Annotated in this window: 18 protein-coding genes; all 18 read right to left on the bottom strand. The window is 51.9% G+C overall.

The window, feature by feature from the left end; all coding sequences use genetic code 11:
* Window positions 1–69: 69 nt before the first annotated feature.
* A complete protein-coding gene (locus C2U41_RS18545) occupies window positions 70–2,073 on the bottom strand; it encodes a capsular polysaccharide biosynthesis protein (protein ID WP_032170154.1) in 2,004 nt (667 codons plus the stop codon).
* A 50-nt stretch (window positions 2,074–2,123) separates the two neighbouring features.
* Complete coding sequence (gene rfbC / locus C2U41_RS18540) at window positions 2,124–2,672, bottom strand: dTDP-4-dehydrorhamnose 3,5-epimerase (RefSeq protein WP_016236887.1); 549 nt, start codon at window positions 2,670–2,672, stop codon at window positions 2,124–2,126.
* Between the two features lie 52 nt (window positions 2,673–2,724).
* Window positions 2,725–3,597 carry a glucose-1-phosphate thymidylyltransferase RfbA gene (rfbA, locus tag C2U41_RS18535; RefSeq protein WP_032170155.1) on the bottom strand — a complete coding sequence of 291 codons (873 nt, stop codon included), beginning with the start codon at window positions 3,595–3,597 and terminating at the stop codon, window positions 2,725–2,727.
* Window positions 3,598–3,748: 151 nt separating this feature from the next.
* Complete coding sequence (rfbD, locus tag C2U41_RS18530; RefSeq protein WP_032170156.1) at window positions 3,749–4,636, bottom strand: dTDP-4-dehydrorhamnose reductase; 888 nt, start codon at window positions 4,634–4,636, stop codon at window positions 3,749–3,751.
* Entirely contained in the window at window positions 4,636–5,721 is a 1,086-nt protein-coding gene (gene rfbB / locus C2U41_RS18525; protein ID WP_016240570.1) for a dTDP-glucose 4,6-dehydratase, read from the bottom strand. Before rfbB ends, rfbD begins: the two co-directional genes overlap by 1 nt.
* Before the next feature lie 66 nt (window positions 5,722–5,787).
* A complete protein-coding gene (locus C2U41_RS18520; RefSeq protein ID WP_032170157.1) occupies window positions 5,788–6,813 on the bottom strand; it encodes a glycosyl transferase group 1 family protein in 1,026 nt (341 codons plus the stop codon).
* Complete coding sequence (locus C2U41_RS18515) at window positions 6,801–8,810, bottom strand: glycosyltransferase family 2 protein (RefSeq protein WP_103849186.1); 2,010 nt, start codon at window positions 8,808–8,810, stop codon at window positions 6,801–6,803. The genes C2U41_RS18520 and C2U41_RS18515 overlap by 13 nt, the downstream gene beginning before the upstream one ends.
* 70 nt (window positions 8,811–8,880) lie before the next feature.
* Window positions 8,881–9,789 carry a glycosyltransferase family 92 protein gene (locus tag C2U41_RS18510; RefSeq protein ID WP_032170180.1) on the bottom strand — a complete coding sequence of 303 codons (909 nt, stop codon included), beginning with the start codon at window positions 9,787–9,789 and terminating at the stop codon, window positions 8,881–8,883.
* Window positions 9,790–9,868: 79 nt separating this feature from the next.
* Window positions 9,869–10,246 carry a hypothetical protein gene (locus tag C2U41_RS18505; protein ID WP_032170159.1) on the bottom strand — a complete coding sequence of 126 codons (378 nt, stop codon included), beginning with the start codon at window positions 10,244–10,246 and terminating at the stop codon, window positions 9,869–9,871.
* A gap of 225 nt (window positions 10,247–10,471) precedes the next feature.
* Window positions 10,472–11,638, bottom strand: a complete 1,167-nt coding sequence (locus C2U41_RS18500; protein ID WP_032170160.1) for a nucleotide sugar dehydrogenase — start codon at window positions 11,636–11,638, stop codon at window positions 10,472–10,474.
* Between the two features lie 74 nt (window positions 11,639–11,712).
* Complete coding sequence (locus C2U41_RS18495) at window positions 11,713–12,492, bottom strand: glycosyltransferase family A protein (protein ID WP_032170161.1); 780 nt, start codon at window positions 12,490–12,492, stop codon at window positions 11,713–11,715.
* The gene (locus tag C2U41_RS18490; RefSeq protein WP_032170162.1) at window positions 12,489–13,796 is read right to left on the bottom strand and encodes an alginate O-acetyltransferase AlgX-related protein; all 1,308 of its coding nucleotides are present in this window, start codon (window positions 13,794–13,796) and stop codon (window positions 12,489–12,491) included. The genes C2U41_RS18495 and C2U41_RS18490 overlap by 4 nt, the downstream gene beginning before the upstream one ends.
* A gap of 2 nt (window positions 13,797–13,798) precedes the next feature.
* Window positions 13,799–16,222, bottom strand: a complete 2,424-nt coding sequence (locus C2U41_RS18485; protein WP_032170163.1) for a glycosyltransferase family 2 protein — start codon at window positions 16,220–16,222, stop codon at window positions 13,799–13,801.
* A gap of 2 nt (window positions 16,223–16,224) precedes the next feature.
* Entirely contained in the window at window positions 16,225–18,747 is a 2,523-nt protein-coding gene (locus C2U41_RS18480) for a class I SAM-dependent methyltransferase (RefSeq protein ID WP_103849187.1), read from the bottom strand.
* A 128-nt stretch (window positions 18,748–18,875) separates the two neighbouring features.
* On the bottom strand, window positions 18,876–20,078 hold the full coding sequence (locus C2U41_RS18475; protein ID WP_103849188.1) for a sugar transporter: 1,203 nt from the start codon (window positions 20,076–20,078) through the stop codon (window positions 18,876–18,878).
* Between the two features lie 14 nt (window positions 20,079–20,092).
* Window positions 20,093–20,743: an ABC transporter ATP-binding protein gene (locus C2U41_RS18470; RefSeq protein WP_032170166.1), complete on the bottom strand. Its 651-nt coding sequence runs from the start codon at window positions 20,741–20,743 to the stop codon at window positions 20,093–20,095.
* 10 nt (window positions 20,744–20,753) lie between these two features.
* On the bottom strand, window positions 20,754–21,554 hold the full coding sequence (locus tag C2U41_RS18465; RefSeq protein WP_032170167.1) for an ABC transporter permease: 801 nt from the start codon (window positions 21,552–21,554) through the stop codon (window positions 20,754–20,756).
* Between the two features lie 54 nt (window positions 21,555–21,608).
* Window positions 21,609–23,372, bottom strand: a complete 1,764-nt coding sequence (locus tag C2U41_RS18460; RefSeq protein WP_032170168.1) for a polysaccharide biosynthesis/export family protein — start codon at window positions 23,370–23,372, stop codon at window positions 21,609–21,611.
* Between the last annotated feature and the right edge of the window lie 17 nt (window positions 23,373–23,389).

The following is a 23,389-nucleotide window of genomic DNA, read 5'->3' as shown; positions in this document are numbered from 1 at the left end:
TCCGTTGATGAACAGTGAGTTAACGGCTTGATGACCGCTTTTCTTAAATAAATCAGGACAAATAGTTTTCTAGCGAAGTGTCTGCGCGAGATAGCTCAGCTTGAGCTGCCAGCGCTGCCAGCGGCTGGCCTTTTGCGATGAGGAGTTCCCTTGTACCGCCAGCTGGCGAATTAACTGCTCCGGGCTCATCCACAGGCCGCTCTGCCAGTCGATATAACGCGGATAGGCCACCAGCGTCAGGTAGACCAGTGCGGCCAGCGGCAGGGCGCGCTGACGGCGCTCCGCTGGATGAATATCTTCAGTCAGCCCCCAGCCGCTGTAGAACGGCTGGCCCCAGGTGGTGACCTTCACCCCTTGCACCAGCGCCTCGAACCCGCTGAGGGAGGTCATGGTGTGCAGCTCGTCGACATGGGGATAGAGACTGGTCAGGCCGAGATCCAGCACCTGGCTGTCCACGCAGCTCGTCAGACATTCGGCCGAGATCGCCCCGGCCCGGTTGCCCGCCACCACGTCCGGGTGCGGTTTAAACAGGATATGCGCCTCAGACCGGGCGGCGCGTACCGCCCACAGCAGCTGCTCGTTGCTGCGGATCACCGGGCTGCCGGTTAGGATCGAGGCATCGCCATCGACCTGGCCCACCACCAGCACCAGCGTTCGACCGTCACCGGGCGGCGTGAAGGGCTGCACGGTGCCGACGTTGTATTTGCTGACCCCATGCTGGCGGAGCAGATCCACCAGCGCCGCACCGCGTGCCAGTTCTTGTTCGCTGAGCGCCTGCTGATTCAGCAACTGCTCCAGCCCGCTCGGACGGCGGCTGTCGAAGTAGATCCCCACCGGATCGATGGAGAGCGAGGAAGGGCGGCACAGGTTCGATCCCAGCCCCCGGGAGCGGATAAAGCCATCTTCCACCCGGATCGGATTTTTCAGCTCAGGATGGCGGCTGCCCCAGACCAGCACCTGCTCGTCGGCGGCCAGCTGTGCCGGTGGAGTGCGTACAAAACAGAGCTCCGTGGCCAGCGGCTGGCAGAAGGCGCGCATAAAGGCGCGCTTCCACAGCGAGAAGCCCACCATATACAGGCGGCGATAGCGCGGGGCCGGGTTCAGCTGACCTGCGATGACCTCGAGCACCTGCTCCACTTCGCAGCGCTGGCCCAGGACCGGATCCAGATAGCGGGGATAGAGGATCAGCGCCGCGGCTACCAGCTGCGACAGGCTAATTTGTGTCTCGCGACGTGCACACTGTTTGCTGTCGTGGGTCAACCCCCAACCGGCGTAGAACGGCATGCCGAAGCAGTACACCGCCTTGCCCAGCAGCAGGGCTTCAAACCCCATCTGCGAGGAGACGGTATAGACCGCTTCCACTTCCTTCAGCAGGGCATGAGGATGGCAGTGATCGGTGACCAGCTCCACGTCATCCAGCTGCATCTGCGCCAGCACGCCGCGCTTCTTGCCCAGCCGGGTATCCGGATGGGTGCGCAGCAGCAGACGAGCGCCAGGATGGTTACGCCGCGCCGCCGCGACCATCGCCACAAAATCGTCATTGCTGGCGAGCGCGCCGGGAATAGAGAGATCGCCGGCAACCTGGTCGATCAGCAGCACCTTAGGGCGAGCGTCGTGGTGCAGACGAGCGGTCAGCGCCTCGGACAGGCCGCTGTCGGCGGCATAACAGTTGTATTTGGTGATGCCCAGGCGCAGCAGTTCAGAGACGAGTGCCTCAGCGCGCGCCAGCATTCGGGCATCGCACGGCGTGGCGATCAGCTGCTCAAGGCGGCTCGGCTGGCGAGCGTCGTAGTAAATGCCCACAGGGTCGGCGATCAGGGAGACGGCTTTGCCGCCTCTGGCAGGGTGGCCGATATAACCGATAAAGCCATCTTCCAGCTGCCAGTACGGCAGCCCGAGTTCCTGGGCTTTCTGTTTGATCTGTCGGGTATTGGCTTTCTGGCCCCAGCCGACCAGCACGTCGTCCTGCGCCAGTTCCATGCCGCTTTTGAAGGCGTGTAACGGGCGGCCAAGCATTGGCTCGAGCTGGGCTTTTCGGGCCAGGATCCCGGCTGAACCTGTGTAGAATTTCATGTGCGCTCTGTGCATCAGAAAACGCCCCGCGTCACTGCGGGGCGTGTGACTCAGAAGTACTCTGCGTCAGGGAAGGATTTGGCAACGCTGTCTTTGGCAGAGGTGAGGATCTCGCTGTCGATTTCCGGCCAGGTAATCCCAATGGTCTCATCGTTCCAGCGGATGCCGCGATCGCTCTCCGGCGCATAGTAGTTAGTGGTTTTGTACAGGAATTCTGCGGTGTCGCTCAGGGTCATAAAGCCGTGGGCGAAACCTTCCGGGATCCACAGCTGACGCTTGTTCTCGCCGGACAGATGCACGCCGACCCACTGACCAAAGGTCGGGGAGCTTTTACGGATATCCACCGCCACGTCGAACACTTCGCCGGCCACGCAACGCACCAGTTTACCCTGCGCATGCGGCGCCAGCTGGTAGTGCAGGCCACGCAATACGCCCTTAGAGGATTTGGAGTGGTTGTCCTGCACGAAGTTTACGCTGCGGCCAATGGCGGCTTCGAACTGCTGGTGGTTAAAGCTTTCGAAGAAGAAACCACGATCGTCGCCAAACACTTTTGGCTCAAAGATGAATACGTCGGGAATTGCGGTCTGAATTACGTTCATGATGTCGGCCTGATTCATAAATGGGGCTTTACGCCCCAGGAGTTAATAATGATTACTTGAGCATTTTCAGCAGATATTGCCCGTAAGCATTCTTCGCCAGCGGCGCGGCTAACTTGCGCACCTGGTCGGCATCGATAAACTTCAGACGGTAGGCAATCTCTTCAGGACAGGCCACTTTCAGCCCCTGACGGGTTTCGATGGTCTGGATGAAGTTGCTGGCCTCAATCAGGCTCTCATGGGTGCCGGTATCAAGCCAGGCATAACCACGGCCCATCATGGCGACCGAGAGATCACCTTGCTCAAGGTAGATGCGGTTCACGTCGGTGATTTCCAGCTCGCCGCGCGGCGACGGTTTCAGGCTTTTGGCAATCTCAACCACGCGGTTGTCATAGAAGTAGAGGCCGGTTACTGCATAGTTGCTCTTCGGTTCCAGCGGCTTCTCTTCCAGGGAGATCGCGGTGCCTGCATGGTCAAACTCCACCACGCCATAACGCTCAGGATCGTGTACATGATAGGCAAAGACGGTGGCGCCCGCAGGTTTCGCCGCGGCGGCTTCCAGCTGTTTCTGCAGATCGTGGCCGTAGAAGATGTTGTCGCCCAGCACCAGCGCGCAGTCGTCGTCGCCGATAAACTCTTCGCCGAGGATAAAGGCCTGAGCCAGACCGTCCGGGCTTGGCTGCACTTTGTACTGCAGGTTCAGGCCCCACTGGCTGCCGTCGCCCAGCAGCTGCTCAAAGCGCGGTGTGTCCTGCGGGGTGCTGATGATCAGAATATCGCGGATACCGGCCAGCATCAGGGTGCTCAACGGGTAGTAGATCATCGGCTTGTCGTAGATGGGCAGCAGCTGTTTGCTCACCGCCATGGTGACCGGATAGAGACGAGTCCCTGACCCACCGGCCAGAATAATACCTTTACGCTTGTTCATAATCCTTCATTCTTCTGTTTTGCTCTGGAGGGAGGCGAGACGCCACCCTCTGAGATGTGTTTGATTGCTGTAAAAGGGGGGCAAAACGCCGCGCCCTGACAAAAGTCCGTGTCGCGAAAGCAAGGCACGCATAGCATACCTTGGTTTGCATTTACTTCCCGAGAATTTCAGCCAGCATGCGATCGACGCCGATGGTCCAGTCCGGCAGCGTCATCCCGAAGGTACGCTGGAACTTGCTGGTATCGAGGCGTGAGTTATGCGGACGCTTGGCCGGAGTCGGGAAGGCGCTGGTCGGAACGGCATTCACCTGGGTTACGGCCAGCTCAACGCCCGCCGCACGCGCGGTAGCGAACACCCGCTGGGCATAGTCGAACCAGGTGGTGGTGCCGGAGGCGATCAGGTGATACAGCCCGGCAACCTCAGGTTTGTCCTGCGCGATACGGATCGCATGGGCCGTGCAGTCGGCCAGCAGTTCTGCCCCGGTCGGCGCACCAAACTGATCGTTGATCACCGACATCTCGCTGCGCTCTTTACCAAAGCGCAGCATGGTTTTGGCGAAGTTAGCGCCGCGGGCGGCATAGACCCAGCTGGTGCGGAAGATCAGGTGACGGGAGCAGAGCGCGGCGGCCTGTTCGCCCGCCAGCTTGGTTTCGCCGTAGACGTTCAGCGGGGCAGTCTGGTCGGTCTCCACCCACGGCTTTTCGCCGCTGCCGTTGAAGACGTAGTCGGTGGAGTAGTGCACCAGCCACGCGCCCAGCGCTTCGGCTTCTTTGGCGATAGCGGCCACGCTGGTGGCGTTGAGCAGCTCGGCAAAGTCGCGCTCGCTCTCGGCTTTGTCCACCTCGGTATGGGCGGCGGCGTTGACGATCACGTCCGGCTTCAGCAGACGCACGGTCTCGGCCACGCCTTCCGGGTTGCTGAAGTCACCGCAGTAATCGGTAGAGTCAAAATCCACCGCCGTGATACGCCCCAGCGGCAGCAGCGCGCGCTGCAGCTCCCAGCCCACCTGGCCATTTTTGCCGAACAGCAGAATATGCATCAGTTACGCTCCTGATAGTTCTTCGCGATCCAGTCCTGATAACTGCCGCTTTTCACGTTGTTGACCCACTGCTGGTTATCCAGATACCACTGCACGGTTTTGCGGATGCCGGACTCGAAGGTCTCCTGCGGCTGCCAGTTCAGCTCGTGGCTCATTTTGCTGGCATCGATGGCATAGCGGCGGTCGTGGCCCGGGCGGTCAGTCACGTAGGTGATCTGGTCGCGGTAAGAACCGGTTTTCGGCACCATCTCGTCGAGCAGATCGCAGATGGTGTGCACCACGTCCAGGTTCTGCTTCTCGTTGTGGCCGCCGATGTTGTAGGTCTCGCCCACCACGCCGGTGGTGACTACGGTGTAGAGCGCACGGGCGTGATCTTCAACGTACAGCCAGTCGCGGATCTGATCGCCTTTGCCGTAGATTGGCAGCGCTTTGCCGTCCAGCGCATTGAGGATCACCAGCGGGATCAGCTTCTCAGGGAAGTGATACGGGCCGTAGTTGTTGGAGCAGTTGGTGACGATAGTCGGCAGGCCATAGGTACGACGCCATGCGCGCACCAGATGATCGCTGGAGGCTTTCGATGCCGAGTACGGGCTGCTCGGCGCGTACGGGGTGGTCTCGGTGAATAGCGGTAACTCGGTGCCTGCGCTCACTTCATCCGGGTGCGGCAGATCGCCATACACTTCGTCGGTGGAGATGTGGTGGAAACGAAACGCCTGCTTACGGGCTTCATCCAGCTCGCTCCAGTAGGCGCGGGCCGCTTCGAGCAGCGTATAGGTGCCGACAATGTTGGTTTCGATAAAATCGGCCGGGCCGGTAATGGAGCGATCCACGTGGCTTTCGGCAGCCAGATGCATCACTGCATCCGGTTGATGGGTGGCGAAGACGCGATCCAGCTCGGCACGGTTGCAGATGTCCACCTGCTCAAAGGCGTAGCGGTCACTTGCGGCCACGTCGGCCAGCGATTCAAGGTTGCCCGCATAGGTGAGCTTATCAAGGTTGATCACCGCATCCTGAGTGTCACGGATGATATGGCGAACAACAGCAGAACCGATAAAACCGGCTCCACCGGTTACAAGGATTTTCATAAGCGTTTTTTACTTTTTCTATTGGATGAAATGGTCACCAGAACACAGTCTCTGCTCCGTCCTGTGTTAATACATTAACGAATACGTATATTCCTTCGCATTATTCGCCAGCGTTTTACGCTTTTGCCCGGAATTAACCAGCAGCGACAACGCCTCGATCCATTTTTGCGGATCGTTGTTCAGCAGCACGCCATTGACGTTTTGTTCGATAAAGTCGCTGTACGGGGCACAATTGCTGTAGACCCCCACCGCGCCCATGCGCACGAAATCATAAAATTTTACCGGCCCGCGCGCCATATTAAATTCCGACTCCAGTAACGGGGCCAGTCCAATATCAACCCGGTGATGCTGAGTGTAATCCAGATAGTTCTGCCAGGTCATCGGGTGTAATACCGTCACGCGCGGTAAGTTACGGTAAAGCTTATAAATTTCGTGCTCACCAAATATTTCGAAGCTGGCCTGCGGACACTGTTTCAGCACGCCTTCAACCACTTCCCGCAGCCAGTACTTTTCTGCCTGGTGCGAGCTGGAACCGTGATAGGCAATTTTTACCGGCCGGGTGACGGCCAGCAGCCGCGGCGTAGGCTGGGCGGGCACCACATCGGGATTCAGGTGCGCATATTTGTTGGCCAGGTACGGCGTCGAGACCCAGATGGTGTCGCAATGGGTGGTGATCCAGCGGTGCTGGGCCGCAGATCGTCGCATGATCTTCGTCCGGTAGGCCTTGGGCAACGCAGTTAAGGCTGACGGATCGAACAGATCGTCATCCATAAAATAGACCACCTGGGAGAGGTCATCGATATTGCGCACAATCTCGCGCTGCCACTCGGAGGAGATAAAGCGAATGACCACGATGGCGGTGCCTTTATCCACTTCGATAGACGGCGTGGTTAAGGTATCCACCAGCTGGCACACCGCGCCGGGAAAACGGCTTCTGATCGCCGCTTCAAAATAGGCCAGCGTCGGGGAATCTCCCTCATGCAGGATCAACAGCGAGCGGCATTCTGGCCAGCTGTCCTGCGGCGTCTCGCTGCTCTGCTTATTCAACTTCAGATAGGGTTTAAAGAGTGCCTTTCTGATCAGTTCGTCCATGGCAACACCACATTAGGAGTATGACTTAACGAGAAATCGGGTCGGTCGTAGCTCAGGTTGGGATTGTATGCGGGATCGTGCCTGAGCCGCTGGGCCCAGCGTTTTTTCATATAGCGCAGCTCACCTTGGGAGCGCGCCAGCTGTTCTGGCGTGACGTCTTTGCCGCGGGAGACCGACTCATGGTGGTACAGCTCGGCAAAGGGGGTCCAGACAATCCGCCAGCCCGCCTCGCCGACGCGCAGACAGTAATCCACGTCGTTGAAGGCCACCGGCAGATTCACTTCATCTAAGCCGTTCAAAGATAAAAAGAGCTGGCGAGGGGTGAGCAGGCACGCCGCCGTCACCGCCGACAGCTCCTGAGCGCTTACCGCCCGGCGCTGGTAGCCAGGCTCATCGGCGGCCAGCCCGCTGTGAAAGTGATCGGCACAGCCACCCGGTCCGACCGCGTCGCCCGCATGCTGCACCCTGCCATCGCCGTAAAAGAGCCTTGCACCGACGATCCCGACGCCCGGACGCAGCAGGTGCGAGACCATCTCATCCAGCCACAGTGGGTTAATCACCTCGGTGTCGTTATTGAGCAGGCAGATAAGCTCGCCCGTGGCCTCGCGTACCCCGGCGTTGTTGATGGCGGAGTAGTTAAAGGGACGATCCCAGGCGATAACCCGGACCCCGTACGCCTGAGTGATATGTTCAAAATAGGCCAGGGTTTCCGGGTCGTCGCTCTGGTTATCCATCACCATGATTTCGATATTCGGATAACGGGTGTGCTGCACCAGGCTTTCAATGCACGGCCTGAGATGCGCCAGGCCATTGCGGGTGGGAATAATCACCGATACCCGCGGCAACTCTGCCGGGAGCGGCCAACGCCAGCGGCAGATGCCGTGCGGAGCCGACTCCAGCGTCACCCCAACGGGCAGGTCCTGCAGCAAGCTTGCCAGGGTTTCATACCCGTCCTGCTGCGGCAGCGCGTCCGGGACGTGCATCAGCAGGGCAGGGATGTGCGCAATATCCTTCGGGGCGAGCTGGTGGGCCAGCTGCAACCACCCGCGATAGCTGTCGGCCCCATCCTGCGGGATGGCAGAGGTGCCCTGTTCACGCCAGAGGCCACACCAGCCGATATAGTTCTGACTGTGCAGCAGGGTTTCGTTCCAGTCCGGCTTGAAGTCCGGCGAGTGGCGTTTGCCTTTCTCATCCAGCAGATCGTGATCGCCGTAGATCCATTTTGCGTCCGGAGTCTGGCGCAGCTGGTGCGCCAGCCACACTAACGCGGCCGGGGCCAGTTCGGCGCCCACAGGAATGGCCCATTGCCATTCACCCTCAGGCCTGGCAGCGTCAGACGGCTGTTCCAGCACGGTGATATGCGTTGCCGGATAACAGAGCGCCGCGATACTGGCCAGCGTGCGCTGGCGTGCCGCCTCATCGCCGCCGTTCACCAGATGCAGACAGACGCGGGGCAGGTTGCCCCAACGGGCCAGCAGACGATCGATCAGCCGGCGCTCACCGGGCTGCACGGTATCGAAATTCGCCAGCCAGTGTTCATAGGCGTGCAGCGGCCTGTCGTCGCGGATCTTGCCCACCAGATCGTAGGCCTGCTGTAAATCGGTAAACCACAGGTGCCAGGACAGCCCCAGACGCTTGCGCTTTTGCGCATTCAGGCGCTGATAGAAAGGCCACACCCGGCGCAACCGGCGCCAGAGGCTGTTGCCCGCAGACACCTGCGCAAAGCGGGCAATATTCAGTTCGCATTCCGCCCCTTCGCTGCTGGCGAGCAGCCCCACCTGGCTGGCACCCACCGGCAGCCAGATCAGCTCCTGCAGGGTGCCGCGGCGGGTAATCGGGAGGATCTGTTCATGCCAGACGCCCTGACACTGCCAGCGCAGACGGGTTTCACCCCGCGGCTGGCGGGCACGCAGGGTGCCCTGGATCAGGAACCAGCCCGCGCGGGATAAAGAGGTGTCTGGCAGCGCCAGAGGGTGCCAGTGGTAATCGCTATGCATTAGAGGATTCACAACCCGGAAGTGGGGAAGGCCACTTCTGACTCCTGTCGAATATGGGGAAAAACGTCGATTAACCGATTAACTTTTTAACGCGGGTCGCCAGCCAGGAGTCGCTCTTCTGCGGACTCACTTCTTCTGGCAAGGCATCCAGCTGCGCCTGCAACGCTGCCATCTCTGCTTTGACTTTCGGGGCCAGGGCGGCCGCCAGCAGGCAGGTTTCGTCGTTGCGATCGTGGGCTTTGAAATAGGCTTTGTGTTTTACGCGATTTGCCGAGGCGGCGCTGCCGCGCAGATGTTTACCGAGCAAGAACTCTTCCAGCGATTTAACCGCGTAGTGGTTAACCCGCACGCCGTTCCAGACCACTTCGGCACTGACGCCGTGACCATGTTTAGGGTGTAAAACCAGGTCGTTGCCCAGCGCATCGATGTAGCGGCCAAAGCGCAGATCGGCACAGTGTGGATTATGAAAATGGTTCACGCGCTCAGGTTTCACCACGCTTTTGAAGTTGTGGTGAACATTAAATTTTATAGGTGCATGGCGAGTGAAACGTTCTGTGACCAGGCCTTCCTCGGCAAAGAGTTCGCCGCTTGAGCCAAAAATGGCCCAGTTAAGGGCAATGGCGCTGACGCTTTCATCAGTAAACTGTGACGCGAAGAAATCGGCGACATTTAAGTCGGGCGATAAGGGCAATAAAAACTCATCGGCATCGATAAAGGCAAGCAGATCGATGTTGCGATCGCAGCTACGTAAAATGCGCTCGTAGGCCGGAAGCTGCGGTTTTTGATTTACTACATCCGGTTGATCGATAACCGTCACAATCCCCAGACGCGCCAGGGAAGCGAGCAACTCGCGGCTTCCGTCACGACTGCCATTATCTGCAATTACAAATCCATTCACGCCTAAAACCCGGTGATACGCTATCCACTCAAGCAGGCCTGCAAATTCATCTTTAACGATGGCGGCAATATAGAGGTTCAAATTTTTATCCAACCGATTATCAGAACCGTGCCAGCCTCAGTAGAAACGCTGCAGGCTGGGCACGGTGAAGCATTGCTTATCAGGCTGGGGAGAAGTTCAGCTCCGTCAGCCAGGTAATCAAGCCATCAGACTCCAGTCCAATGGTGATTTGAGACGAGAAGGGTACATTAATCCTGAAGCCACAGCCTAAGCGGGAATGATTATCCGCGGGTTCCTGCAGGATGGCAGCTATTACATCAGGGCGTTTGACATTGAACGGATAGCTATAGGTAGCATAATCGTTCTTGATGGCGAGACGTGGAGAGCGTTCGCCATCTGCCAGTAGCCAGCCACAAACTTCAACGCGACCATGAGTCAGCGTTAAGGGCGCCTGGTTGGACGATGTATCAATGTTCCAGCGCAACTGCGCATTGGACGTAATCAGTGGCGTTGCAGAAAGCGTGTAACGGTTTGTCATTCGGTTTAAACACTCAGGTTATTATTAGTATTGTTAGGTTGGACGCACTACTTACATAGTAAGCGACCAAATTATAGAAAACTTTAATAATTCATAAGGCCCGATTAAAGCTCCGTTACTCGCTTAATCATGCGGAACAGCTGTATGCGTTTCCCTGGGACACAAAGAAATTAATGTAACCCAGAGGTTGTAGGTACAGCTTTTTTTTGAAAATTCAAATATAAATCAATCGGATCCAAATAGATCTCTTGTATAGACCTTATCCGCTACGTCACTTAACTCGCTCGCCATCCTGTTGCAAAGTATCACGTCGCTAATGGCTTTAAATTCATTCAGTTCACGAATGACGCGGGAGTTAAAGAAACTGTCTGCTTTGATGGTGGGCTCAAAGACTACCACCTCGATCCCCTTCGCTTTGATGCGCTTCATGATCCCCTGAATCGCTGAGGATCGGAAGTTATCGGAACCCGCTTTCATCACCAGACGGTGGATACCCACAACTTTAGGCTTGCGGGCGATCACGCTGTCGGCAATAAAATCCTTACGGGTGGTATTAGCATCGACAATGGCGCGGATCAGGTTGTTCGGTACTTCCTGGTAGTTAGCCAATAACTGCTTGGTATCTTTCGGCAGGCAGTAGCCGCCATAGCCAAACGAAGGATTGTTATAGTGCGTTCCAATACGCGGATCCAGACCAATACCTTCGATAATCTGACGGCTATCTAACCCATGAGACTGAGCGTAGGTATCCAGCTCGTTGAAATACGCGACGCGCATAGCGAGATAAGTATTAGCAAAAAGCTTAATGGCCTCGGCTTCGGTACTACCGGTTAACAGCACCTGGACATCTTTCTTGATGGCACCTTCTTTCAGCAAATCGGCAAAACGCTGCGCACGTTCGCTGCATTCACCTACCACAATGCGTGATGGATGAAGGTTGTCATACAAAGCACGCCCTTCACGCAGAAACTCAGGTGAGAAAATCAGATTTTCGGTACCAAACTCCTGCCGCATCCGCTCGGTAAAGCCCACTGGAATGGTGGACTTGATGACCATAACGGCATGTGGATTAATACTCATCACATCGCGGATAACGGCTTCGACGGTATTTGTATTGAAGTAATTGGTCTCAGGATCGTAATCAGTTGGTGTAGCAATAATGACAAATTCTGCACTCTCATAGGCTTCGAACTTATCCAGGGTGGCACGAAGATTGAGTGGCTTGTTGGCTAAATACTCTTCGAGTTCTTTATCAGCAATGGGGGAATGTCGTTGGTTAATTTGCTCTACTTTCTCAGGCACGACGTCAAGGGCTATGACTTGATGATGTTGTGCAAGAAGAACGGCATTGGAAAGGCCGACATAGCCGGTTCCAGCGATGGTAATATTCATTTATTTTGCATTATACCATTCTAAACAAAGGAATATGTTGTATATTCCTTTTGGTTAAATATTTATTTTGATTTTTAAGAAATAACATTAGAAAAATGATGTTGTTTTTCTTCTTCATCCTTCCACGGGGTAAGGACTCTATTATCAAAACCACGCTTTAACATCTCATGGAATAGTTGTGAGTTTTTACTAAGCTCATCATTGTTTTTATGAGAGGGAGATGGTGGGGCTACAATCCCACCTCTAATAGCCATATAGTAACCCTCTCCATTGATAAAGTAGCCACCTTGCTTTTTAGCAATTAATCTATTTGTCCATTCAACGTGCCCACATCCAAAGCCAAGGAAACGTGGGTCTAGATAACCTACAGTTTCTTTAATAAGGGATGATTTTACGCTAGAACATTGACCAGTGACCACTTTAAATATATGAGGGGTATTAGAATTACCTTCCCCTGAAACCAAATGATGTTTTAAAGATTCGTGAAGGAACCATGGTGCTGAATAATTCATATGTCCATGTTTTTCTGTTGCATCTACCCATTCTTCTAACCAATCCGCTTTATCAACATAAACATCTTCTTCGAGAAGAATAATGTATTTTTTTGGACTGGTTTCAGTAAAGTAATGAAGAGCTCTGTTTTTATTCCTAACAACACCGCCATTTGACTGAGGACTAACTACCTTGCCATATTTTTTTGCGATAAAAAAACTATTATCTTGACTATGATCATCAAATACAACTACCTCAGCACCATTGATATTAGAGTTATATATGCTTTTTAAACATTTCTCAAGGTATTCAGAGCGGTTGTAAGATATAATACCAATTCCAACATCACTAAAATTTGTCATTCTGAAGTCTCTAGCTCAAAATTTAAAAGGGTTTTATTCAGGAAGAATAAATAGTTATCTGTAGTGCTGTCGATTACATTTTTTATATAATCTTTTTTCTCACTTTCTGGCATACTGTCAATTTTTCTAAAACAATCATCTGAAACTGAGTAATTCAAGTCTGGGGGTTGAATCAAAAATCTAGTCGTTATTTCACTAATAATAATGTCTGGCAATTCCTGCTCAAGAATATCATAGTCTATTCTAGCACCCGATAAAACATGTATCACTTTTTTAAAATTTGTGACTAAATAAGGCACCATATTTACCGAAAATGAATCCCCAAAAATAATTACTTTTTCTTGGTTAGCCGCGCTCTCATTTTCATAAATTTGGATCCAGCCTCTATTGACAATTTTATTGTCGAATTTCTTAAGGTTTTTTGCAGGCGAAAAATCTGCCATCAATATATCTTGTGTAGTAAGTTGAGGTAATTTACTTCCTAGATCACCATTTAATCTTTTAACTTGGAAATGGAAAGGGAATGGATTTTTTTGTGGTTTTTGTAAACGTTCTATTATGTTTTTTACTACTAAGCCTGCACCATAATCAGTCCAGTGTGTATCTAATTTCCAATATGAAATGTCACCGGCTTCGCGTAGGGCATCTAATGGGTAGAATATATTAAATTTATTTAGGTGTACTAAAAATTGTTCAACAGGTGTGACATTGCTTTTTGTATGAGGATATAAATCAGGGAATACAAGTTCCTTAGCTGGAGCTAATGTGAAAAGATATTTTGCATTTCTGTCTTTTGTATATTTATCTATTCTTTCAAAATATTTTGACCATAGTGATAAACACTCTTCTGATATAAGTGTGTGGCCTCTAAATTGTTCAACGCTTTTATTTGTGTCATTATCTAAAAATAAATGACCATTAGAGCCGTATAAGACTTTTGATGCTTGTTTGATTTTAACTGAAGCGACCCAGATAGGCGCGTCGTTTATTAAAAATCCAATTTTGAAATCAATAGGATGTACGATCGGTATAATGAATCCACATCGTGCTTCTGCATCTTTTTTAAGTAATGCAATAACATCGTTTCTAATTACTTTACAGGAATGGACCGATTCATGATCATTGTATTGTAAAATCACATCTAAAGATTTATTTTCATATAAAACCCACCCAGATAACTTTAACATGGATGAGTTAAATATTTTTATTTCTTCTGTTTTGGGAGTGTCTATGGAATGAATTAGATTTGGTATTTTGTGTTGGAGCTTTGTTACTTGAACTTGCCTAGTTATAAAATGCGACACAGTTACACTCCCATTGAAAAGTCTTCTTTACTTAAAGTGAGGTTCTGATTGTAATATGGATCAACTTCAAGTTGCTTGCCCCACTTGCACTTCATGAAATTCACTTCTTGAGCAAAACGGGCAATTTTCTCTGGTGAATCTTCCGCGCCGCGGCTAATTGATTCGTAGTGATATAGCTCCGCATATGGAGTCCAGAGATTCCGATATCCCGCCGCCCTTACTTTTAGACAAAAATCTACATCGTTAAATGCAACTTTGAGGTTTTCTTCATCCAGGCCGGAGACCAGATTAAAGACTTCTTTACGAATAAGAAGGCAGGCAGCAGTGACAGCAGAAAGAGACTGAGTCAGTACAAGACGGCTGAAATATCCAGGGTGATGACGAGTGAAGTATTTATGAGAGTGTCCACCCACACCACCTATTCCCAGAATAACGCCACCATGCTGTACTGTATCGTTGCTGTAATAGAGTTTGGCACCAACACAACCAATCTCAGGTCGTAGGCACTGACTCACCATTTCGGTCAACCAATCCGCATTAATCACTTCAACATCATTATTGACCAGGCCAATAATGGACCCTTTGGCATGTCGCGCACCAAAGTTGTTGATCGCTGAGTAGTTAAATGGGAAGTCGTATGCGAGCACTTTGACGCGACTATCTTCCTGTTGGATCTGCTTGAAAAACTCCAGCGTTTCGGCTTCTACGCTGCCGTTATCTAGGATAAGAATCTCGTAGTTGGTATAGGTGCTTTTCTCAAGAATACTGCGCACAGCAGTTTCGGTCAGTGAACGTCGATCGCGGGTAGGGATCAGCAAGCTAACAAGTGGTGCGGGTTCCGGTATCGGATAACGTACCCGATAGGTATTAGGCACCAACCCGGCAACAACTTCCACGCCTGCTTGCTGGGTAGCAAAATAGTCGCGCAAAGCTTTGATGCCCGCATCGGTGGTATAGCTTTTTTCGCCAGATGCCAGCGCGGTAGAGCCTTCAATGGTGCGCCAATGGTATAGCACGCGGGGGATATGCACAATCTGCTCGGCCTGCACATGAGGCAAGCAGCGCAGCAGCAGATCCTGATCCTGGCTACCTTCAACACCCAGACGGAAGCCACCAATTTGCTGAAGCAGAGTGCGGCGATAGACCCCGAGGTGAGAAACGTAGTTTTGTGAGAAGAATAGATCCGGGTTCCAGTCGCTTTTGAAATGGGGATCAAAACGCTCGCCGCGACCGTTGAGCTTGTCTTCATCGCTGTAGAGAATCTGAATTTCTGGCTGCGCACAAATGGCCTGTGCCATAAACAGCAGGGCATGTTCCGGCAGGGCATCATCGTGATCCAGTAAAGCCACAAAATCGCCCTTGGCAATTTCCAGGGCGCTATTAGACGCTGCCGAAATATGACCATTCTGTGGGCGGTAGACCACGTTAATGCGAGGGTCTCTAGCTTCATATTCACGTAGCACACGCTGAACATGTTCTTTTGGCGATTTGTCATCTGCAATGCACAGTTCCCAGTGCGGGTAACTTTGCGCGATCACAGAATCTAAGCATGCACGTAAGTAGATCTCTGCCGGGTTATATACCGGCATTACTACTGAAATCACGGGAGGTTTAGCCATTGCGGCCAATATCGCGCTAACTTTTTCCCGATCTGGCAGTGAAGGCGTTTCAACGGTTTCGATCCACTCTTCATAGTCCACTGACGGCAATGTGAAGCTAAAGGTCTCGTTATAAAGTGCTACCAGGCGATCCATTAAAAGCGTACCGCTTTCAGCGGCAATGGATTCCTTCATCATCGTTAATTCCATATCACGATAACTTTGGTGTTCCTGCTGAATACGAGCCAGTAATGCGGGTTCTATTTGGCTATCACTAATTGACGTAATTTCAAACTGGGTAACAGAGAATGTGTCCTCTTGCTCCAGTGGATCAAAACGCAATGCCACGAGCGGGGATTCCAAATAGAACAGGCGGCTGGCCGTTACTGCTTTTTTATAGGGTAGGGTAACGGTTTCAAATTCATTGAATCCTTTTCCAGTATCCAGATATAACTTGGCTAACGATTGTTTTCCTGAACATTCCAGCGTCAGATTAAACTGATACCACCCTTTATCTGTTTGCGGCAGATGCTTTAAATCAAGAATAAAGTACGGATCGTTCCCTTCTGATTTCCATCCATGCAAACGGTCAGGATCCACGGAAAGTTGGTTCAAGGTGATCCATGGTAAATGTACCGCTGATGGAACCGGGTTTATCACTGATGTTGTCAGCCAGTCAGCACAGGGTTTACGGCCCAGCAGCGAACCATAGCGTTTAAAATGTTCTTTTGCAGGTAATCCAGTCAGGCTTACGTCCTGATAGGTCTGTAAATACCATTTCTCATCAAAATGCGTGAGCAGTTCGTCTTTGTTGAATTCAACTGTCATTGTTATTTTCTCATGTTGTCCGACAGGCAATGACGCTGTTCTGCCTTTCCGTGCAGTATGTAATGAAGTAATGGATTGATAGAGCCCTGCGCCACATCCGCGTAAGTTTGCAGGTACCAGCGCGTATCAAATAACGCGCTTGGGCTATACCCTTTATCAGCGCCAATCTGGATAAAGTGCTCAATGGCCGACAGGCCGGAGTCCGCAACTTCCGGATAACGGTGCAAATACCACAACTCGTCGAACAGGCCAGACGCAGCGATACGTTCTGCATTGCTCATGGAAAATTTTGGTGTGGTTGCTGGAATGTCTTTAAAAGTGCGTCCCAGTGCGCGCACAGGGGCGGTCAGTTTCCATGAAACGGTCTGCTTCAGGTTCTGCGCACGATCTTTTGCTTTTTGCAGTTGCTGTTCTTTTTGGTGCAGTTCACGAGTTAACTGTTCGGTATGACGAGTCATGATTGCCAGTTCACGGAAACGCTCACTGATGTTGGCTTCCAGTGATTCGTTTAGCTTGGCCAGTTCACTGACACGGTTACCGAGTTGGGTCTGCTCAGCGCGCCATGTTTGCTGATGCAGATGATGTTCTTCAGCCGCTTTTGCCTGGGCTTGTTCACGCTCTTCCAGTTTATGGGTGAGTGTGACGATTTCATTAACCTGTTCACTCAGCTTTTTCTGTTCGTTTGCTGAGGCTTGTTCGCGCTCTTCCAGCCATTGTGTCAGCGTGGCGATTTCAGTAAAACGTTCACTCAGGCTTTGATTCAGCTGACTCAGCTGTTGCTGAGATTCTGCTTGTTCTGCATGGTGCCGCTGAAGCAAAGAAGCCAGTTGGTCACGCGTCTGCTCAAGCTCAATGTTCTGCTTATCAATCTCCTGAGCGCTTTCTGCCAGGGTCTGATTCAGATAAGTAACTTCGCCAGCACGAGCATCTAAGATACTGATCAATTCCTGCTCACGCGTCTGCCAGGTTTGCTGAGCCGATTCATACTGCTCCAGCTTAGCGTGACTTGCCGCGAGGTCTGTGGTTAAGGCATCACACTGAGCCTGGAGCTGAGTCTGGGCTTCAGTCAATGTTTGTTTTTGCTGTTGCCAGTGGCGGGATTCAGTCGCCAGAGTCTGGCTTAATTCATCTTGCTGCTTATGCGCCGTAGTCAATGAGGAGGTCAGCTCATCAACCTGCTGCTGCAACTCGCTGAGCTGTTGTGAATACTCGGTAAGCACTACGTTATTTTTACCGAGAGCGAGGGTTAGCTGCGCGGCACGCTGGGTCTCTTCATTAAGATGCAGCGCTTGCTCATGCAGTTGCTGTTGCAGAGCGCTCTGCTGCTCCTGCGCTTCTGTTTGTTGCTCCAGCAGTGACTGCTTTTCTTGCGCAATCATGTCACGTTCTGCAACCGTCTGGGTAAATTGCTCCTGGGTTTCTGCGAGCAGAGTTTGCAGATTTTGCTGGCATGCCAGACTCTCGTCACGCTGTTGCTCGCAAAAGCTAAGGGTCGTTTGCAGTTCGGAGACGTGTTGAGTGGACTTTGTCAGCTCTACAGTTAACGCGCTAACCTGCTGCTTCTGAAGGCTGAGCTCGGCATTTTGATCGGCGTGTTGTGCAAGTTTACCTTCCAGCTCTTTTATAGCGTGGTGTTGGGCGGTGATCTTCTCTGCCAGGCGACCCCTTTCCAGGGCCTGTTGCTCCATAATATCCTGGGTTTCTGCTTGCTGGTTTTCTTGTAGAGCGACCATCTGGCGCTTTATTTCACTGTTTTCCCAGCTATAACCGCAGTCTTTACCCAGACGAGAGAAGACTTCCTGAACTTGTCTTGTCGCAGAGGCATTACCAGAAAGATCGTACAGGTTCATCATCTCTGGTGATTGCTCGCTGCCTACACCAATCACACCCAACCCGTGACCATGGGCGAACTCAAAGTGAGGATACTGCTGCTTAAGCTCATCCAGAAGCTGGAATACCCCAAAGCCGCGTTCGCGCACATTGGTGTCATGCATGATGACAACGGCTCTGTCAGAAAGCTTCGGCAGCCAGCTTTCAAAATCATGGCGCACGGCTTCGAGGGTATGCAGGCCATCAATATGCAGCAAATCAATACTGCCTTGCGGGAAATGTTCCAGAGCCTGGTCAAATGTGCTGCGCACCAGCGTAGAAAAATCGGAGTAATGCTGCTGGTTGTGTTCAGAGACCTGCCGATAAACCTCTTCACCATACTGGCCTGCATGCTCATCGCCACCCCAAGTATCTACTGCATAGCATTGGGTTTCGAGATCTAACTTCGTTATTGCCTGACAGAAAGAAAAATAGGAGCTGCCGTAATGGGTACCCAGCTCAACAATTTTACGGGGTTGCAGGGTGTCGACTAACCAGAAAGCAAATGGAATATGTTCTAACCAGGCGGATTGTGCAATGTAAGAAGGGCGCCAAAAAATAGAGCGCTTGAAAATGAAATCCAGCTCGGTATTTATTTGTTTCATTGATGCTTGCTTGTTGTTTGCCTGTGAACGGCTGCTTTGCTGAGTGCCCATGGGGAGATCCCTTCAATATGAGAACAATGATTAATTAGCGTGATCGGCAGGGCGACCACTTTATGATTAGGTTGCGAAAGGCCAGAGCCGCAGATAGGCTCTGGTCCGGGTATTAACGCAGGATGTTGTTAGTCCTGATGCTCGCGCAGGGTTGCAAGGCCCATTACGATCAATCCGTATAACAGGCACAGCAAAACGCCGATAGTGGCCAGATTATAAAGACGGCGTGGGTATTCGGCATCTTCAGCCAGCGTCGGCTGGCTAATAACCAGCAGATGCTTAAGTTTGCGGTACGCCTCTATTCTGGCTTGTTCCAGGCTAATAAGACCGGTTTTGTAGAGGTCAGCCGCGAGCGTGGCTTGAGTTTGTACATCCATATAGCTGGCGGTAACTTCGTTCATCGCATTTTTATCCGCACCGGTCAGTCTGGCTTGCTCCTGTGCCAGCTGCTCGGTTAAAGCATCGACTCGGGCTTGTACAGAAACAACAGCAGGTGCGGTTGCTTTCATATAGCTCTGCAGTTGTTTTAATTGGGCCTGTTGTTGTGCCAGTTGACCTTCAATCTGGCTAACCACCCCCATGCGGGCCGTGCTGGTAGATTCTGGACTAATAAGGTGATGGGTGTTTTGAAATTCCAGAACTTTGGCTTTTTCAGCCTGTACACGCTGGTAGGCGCGATCGACTTCTTTCTCGACAAAGACCAGCTGTTCCAGTGCGACCTGATGCCCCAGTTTATTGATAAAACCTTCGGACTCTTTCAGCATCACACCAACCACTTTCTGACCATAGGCAGGGTCAAACGCCTGCAACTCAATCGTCAGTACACCGGAGATATCATCAAGGCGCAGTGTAAGGTGTTCACGGTAATACTTCAGAAACTCTTCCCGGCTGACATTGTCAGGCAAACGGGAGAAGTAATCGACTTTATGGCTCTGATAATGGGCTTTCAGGCCAAGCTCCTTATCCAGCTTGTTGAGCAGATCAGCAGACTTGAGATAGTCCTGAATGAGCAGCACATCCTGATGATTGTTGCCTCCTATTCCCAGCATGGAAAGAGCATCGGGAAGCATTTTAATCTGATCTGCTTGCTTAACCACTAACTCAGCCCGGCTCACATAGCGGTCCGAGGCAATCAGTCCAAAGTAAATGACAGCAATAGCGAAACACGCCACTACCCACTGAAAACTGCCGAGTTTGAGACTTTTTTTCCATGAACGGTGGGCAAGCTTGTAACCACTGGAATCGACAATAAAATGTTTTGGTTTGGTTTTTAATTTGTGCAGCTTGCGCATCAAACCGGAGGATTTGTTAGAGCGGGTTGGCTGGGTCATGATTTTTGGGCTTGTTATAGTTTCTGATAAATACTGATGGCATCTTCGATATTGTCGAATATTTCAAGGGTGCTGTTACGCAGCAAAATACCCATATCGCACTGTTGACGTAAGTTCTTCATATCGTGCGACACCATGATCAGGCTGGCGGTCTCACGTTTTTGGTTGAAGACATCGATGCATTTTTGTTTAAAGCGGGCGTCACCTACGGAGGTGATTTCATCGGTCAGATAGATTTCAAAATCGAAGGCCATACTGACGGCAAAAGAGAACTTTGATTTCATCCCGCTGGAGTAGGCTTTAATCGGCAGTTCGAAATGCTGCCCGATTTCCGAGAACTCTTTTACCCATTCTTCAATAGCCTGCGTATCGCGAACGCCATGGATACGGCAGACAAAGCGAGTGTTTTCCCTTCCGGTCATGCTGCCTTGAAACCCACCCCCTAATGCGAGTGGCCAGGAAACACGACAGTGACGGGTTACTTTTCCTTTGCTTGGTGTATCCATGCCACCCAGCAGGCGCAGCAGGGTTGATTTACCCGCCCCGTTGGCACCCAAAATACCTATGTTGCGATCGCGAGGTAGCGTAATGCTTACGTCACGCAGCACGTAGTTACGGCCAAACTTGGTGGGGTAATACTTTGAGACGTTATCTAAAATGATCATCGTAATTCGCTTAGCTGGCGATCAGGCGGCGATGGCTCAACCGGTAGCAACTCATCGCAAAAGTCAGCAGCACTAATGTGACGCAGAACAAATATACTCCGCTGACATTTGGACTTTCATATCCAGCAATCCACCCTGATCGAATCAACTCAATGGCATGTACCAGAGGGTTCCATAAGAACCACTGCTGAAACTGTGAAGGTACAGTCGCCAAGGGATACATGACGCACGAGATAAACATAAGTGGCATCATCAACAAATCGAGAAACTTATTCGCTTCTTTAAATAAACTGCCCAGTACGCAAAAAACGATCCCTAATGAAAATGAGAAGATCATCAGCAGGAAATAGATAATGATGACTTCTAAAGGATCGCTGGGAATGGCATCAAAACCAAACCACAGTAACCCTAGTACCAGAATGCAGCCCACCACCAGACCAATAATGGCTTCAAGAATAAAACGTGCAATAAAGGTAGCAAATGGAGTCACTTGTCTATAACAAAACAATCCCATATTGGCACCCACTGCTGATTTCAGTTGGCCGACCACTTTGTTAAAAAACATATAAGGCAAATAACCCGCTGTAATGAAAACCTGCACTGGAACGCCGCCAAAACCGCTTTGGCTACGCATCCCAAACACAACACTAAACAGGCTAATCATCAACAACGGATCCAGCAACGCCCAGGCATACCCCAGCCGGTAACTCCCAAATCGTGTTTTCAGTTCACGGATAAGCAGGCCAAAGGTCACATCCCGCAGCACCTGAAACGAGCTGCGGGGCGTTTGGTTGAGAACAGGTTTAAGCATGAGAAGGCCGATATAACAGAACGGGCCCGCCGTTAAGCGAGCCCGCTATGAGGGTTAGTTCAGGACCACGTTGGCCGCCACGGCAACCTGATAGATGACCTGGGTAATGTCTTTGATGGACTGCATCATTTTGCTGTCCACTTTCGGCATGACCAGAATCTGGTCGCCCGGCATCACATCACCGCCGTCTTTAAACTCCATCAGCCCGTTGGCATGCACCACGGCAATACGCTTGTCGTTCGCACGATCTGTATAACCACCTGCCCAGGCCACATAATCCTCCAGGCTGGCGCTTTTGTTGAAGACCACCGCCTGCGGCATCATCACTTCGCCACCCACCTGAATCAGGTCGGTCTTGTTAGGGATCACAATCTGGTCGCCCTGTTCCAGCAGGATGTTGGCAATCACGCCTTTATCCGACACCACCACTTTGCCCAGCGGCTGGATCTTCCGGGCTTTTTCCACGAAGCGCATCACCAGTTCGGCTTCTTTAGTGCGAATGGAGGCCTCACCGTCGGAACTGGCAGGCGCGGTAAACACGCTGCGCTCCAGGCGGTTGAGGGAATCTTCCAGCATCTCTTTCTGCCGCGCGGCCACGCTCTTACGCATGATGTAGATCGAGCCGTAATCCGCCATGTTCGGGTCAATCGGAATGTGGTTCAGCAGATCGTGCAGACGGGTCTCTTTACGCACGGTGAAGTAAGATGGCCCACGGTAGCTGCCCATCACCTGCACGTCGTAAACCTGCGCATGCATATCGTCGTTAAACAGCACTTTGTCGCCGTCGCTCAGCTGAATGCGGTCAAAATCTTTATATGGCATGTAGACCGAGAACGGGCCGTTGGAGCGATCGCCAATCACGCCTACGTGACTCACCTTGGCGAGCGGCAGGGCATAGTCGATCAGCTCCGAGCCGAGCGCGGTGCTGTTTTTTAACTCGAAGCGGAACGGGTTACGCACTTTACCGGCCACGTTGATCATCGGGCCCTGCGGTTCAACCAGGATCACGTCCTGATCCTTCAGCGACAGCTTCGGCATTTTGCCCTGCTGCATAAACTCGTACAGGTCGATCTGTTGGATAACACGGTTCTGGCGTAACACCTTAATATGACGGTAGCTGCCGCGGTCGGAGTCGATGCCGCCTGCGCGTTTCAGGAAATATAAAACGCTATCGGAAGACTGCCCGGCATATTGTCCTGGACGGATCACCGGGCCGGTGACAAATACGCTCACCGGGGTCGCGGTAAGTAAATTAACGTAAACATTAACGTTATTGGTGAATACTTCACTGATGTGGCTGGTGACTAAGTTATTGACTTTACTTGCCGCCACGTTTTTGACATTTATTGGGCCGACATCAGGAATGAAAATATTGCCCTGATTATCAACGGTGACCACGTTGGAGAAATTGACCGCGCCCCAGATCCAGATATTTAGCTTATCGCCGGGGGCGATCAGGTAATTGTCGTTTAACCCGTCGCTGCGCTCGGTTTCATAGCCGCCGGCAAACAGGTTAGCACCGTAAGGAGGGGGCAGGCCGGACTCGGATTGCGGGAGGAGTTTACGCACATCGGACTCGCCCGGCAGTAACATGCCCTGGCGGTTTTGCTGGGCAAAGGTACCGGTGGTAGAGGAGGTGTTCGCCTGGCCGCTCATCGCCTGTTCACCGCCGAGCTGCAGTCGGCCATCGCCGGTATCTGCCGGGGTGTTCATGCCAAAGGCCTGGGCTTCTTCTTTAGTCGGGGCAGCAAAGGCCGCGCAAGAGGCGCAGGCCAGCAACAGAATGGCACTCAATTGCCGAAATTTCGTTATCTTCACAACATTTCTCTTCAAAA

It is taken from the genome of Citrobacter freundii complex sp. CFNIH4, from assembly GCF_002934505.1.
Lineage (GTDB): Bacteria > Pseudomonadota > Gammaproteobacteria > Enterobacterales > Enterobacteriaceae > Citrobacter > Citrobacter freundii.
This window is presented reverse-complemented; position numbering and strand designations above follow the sequence as displayed.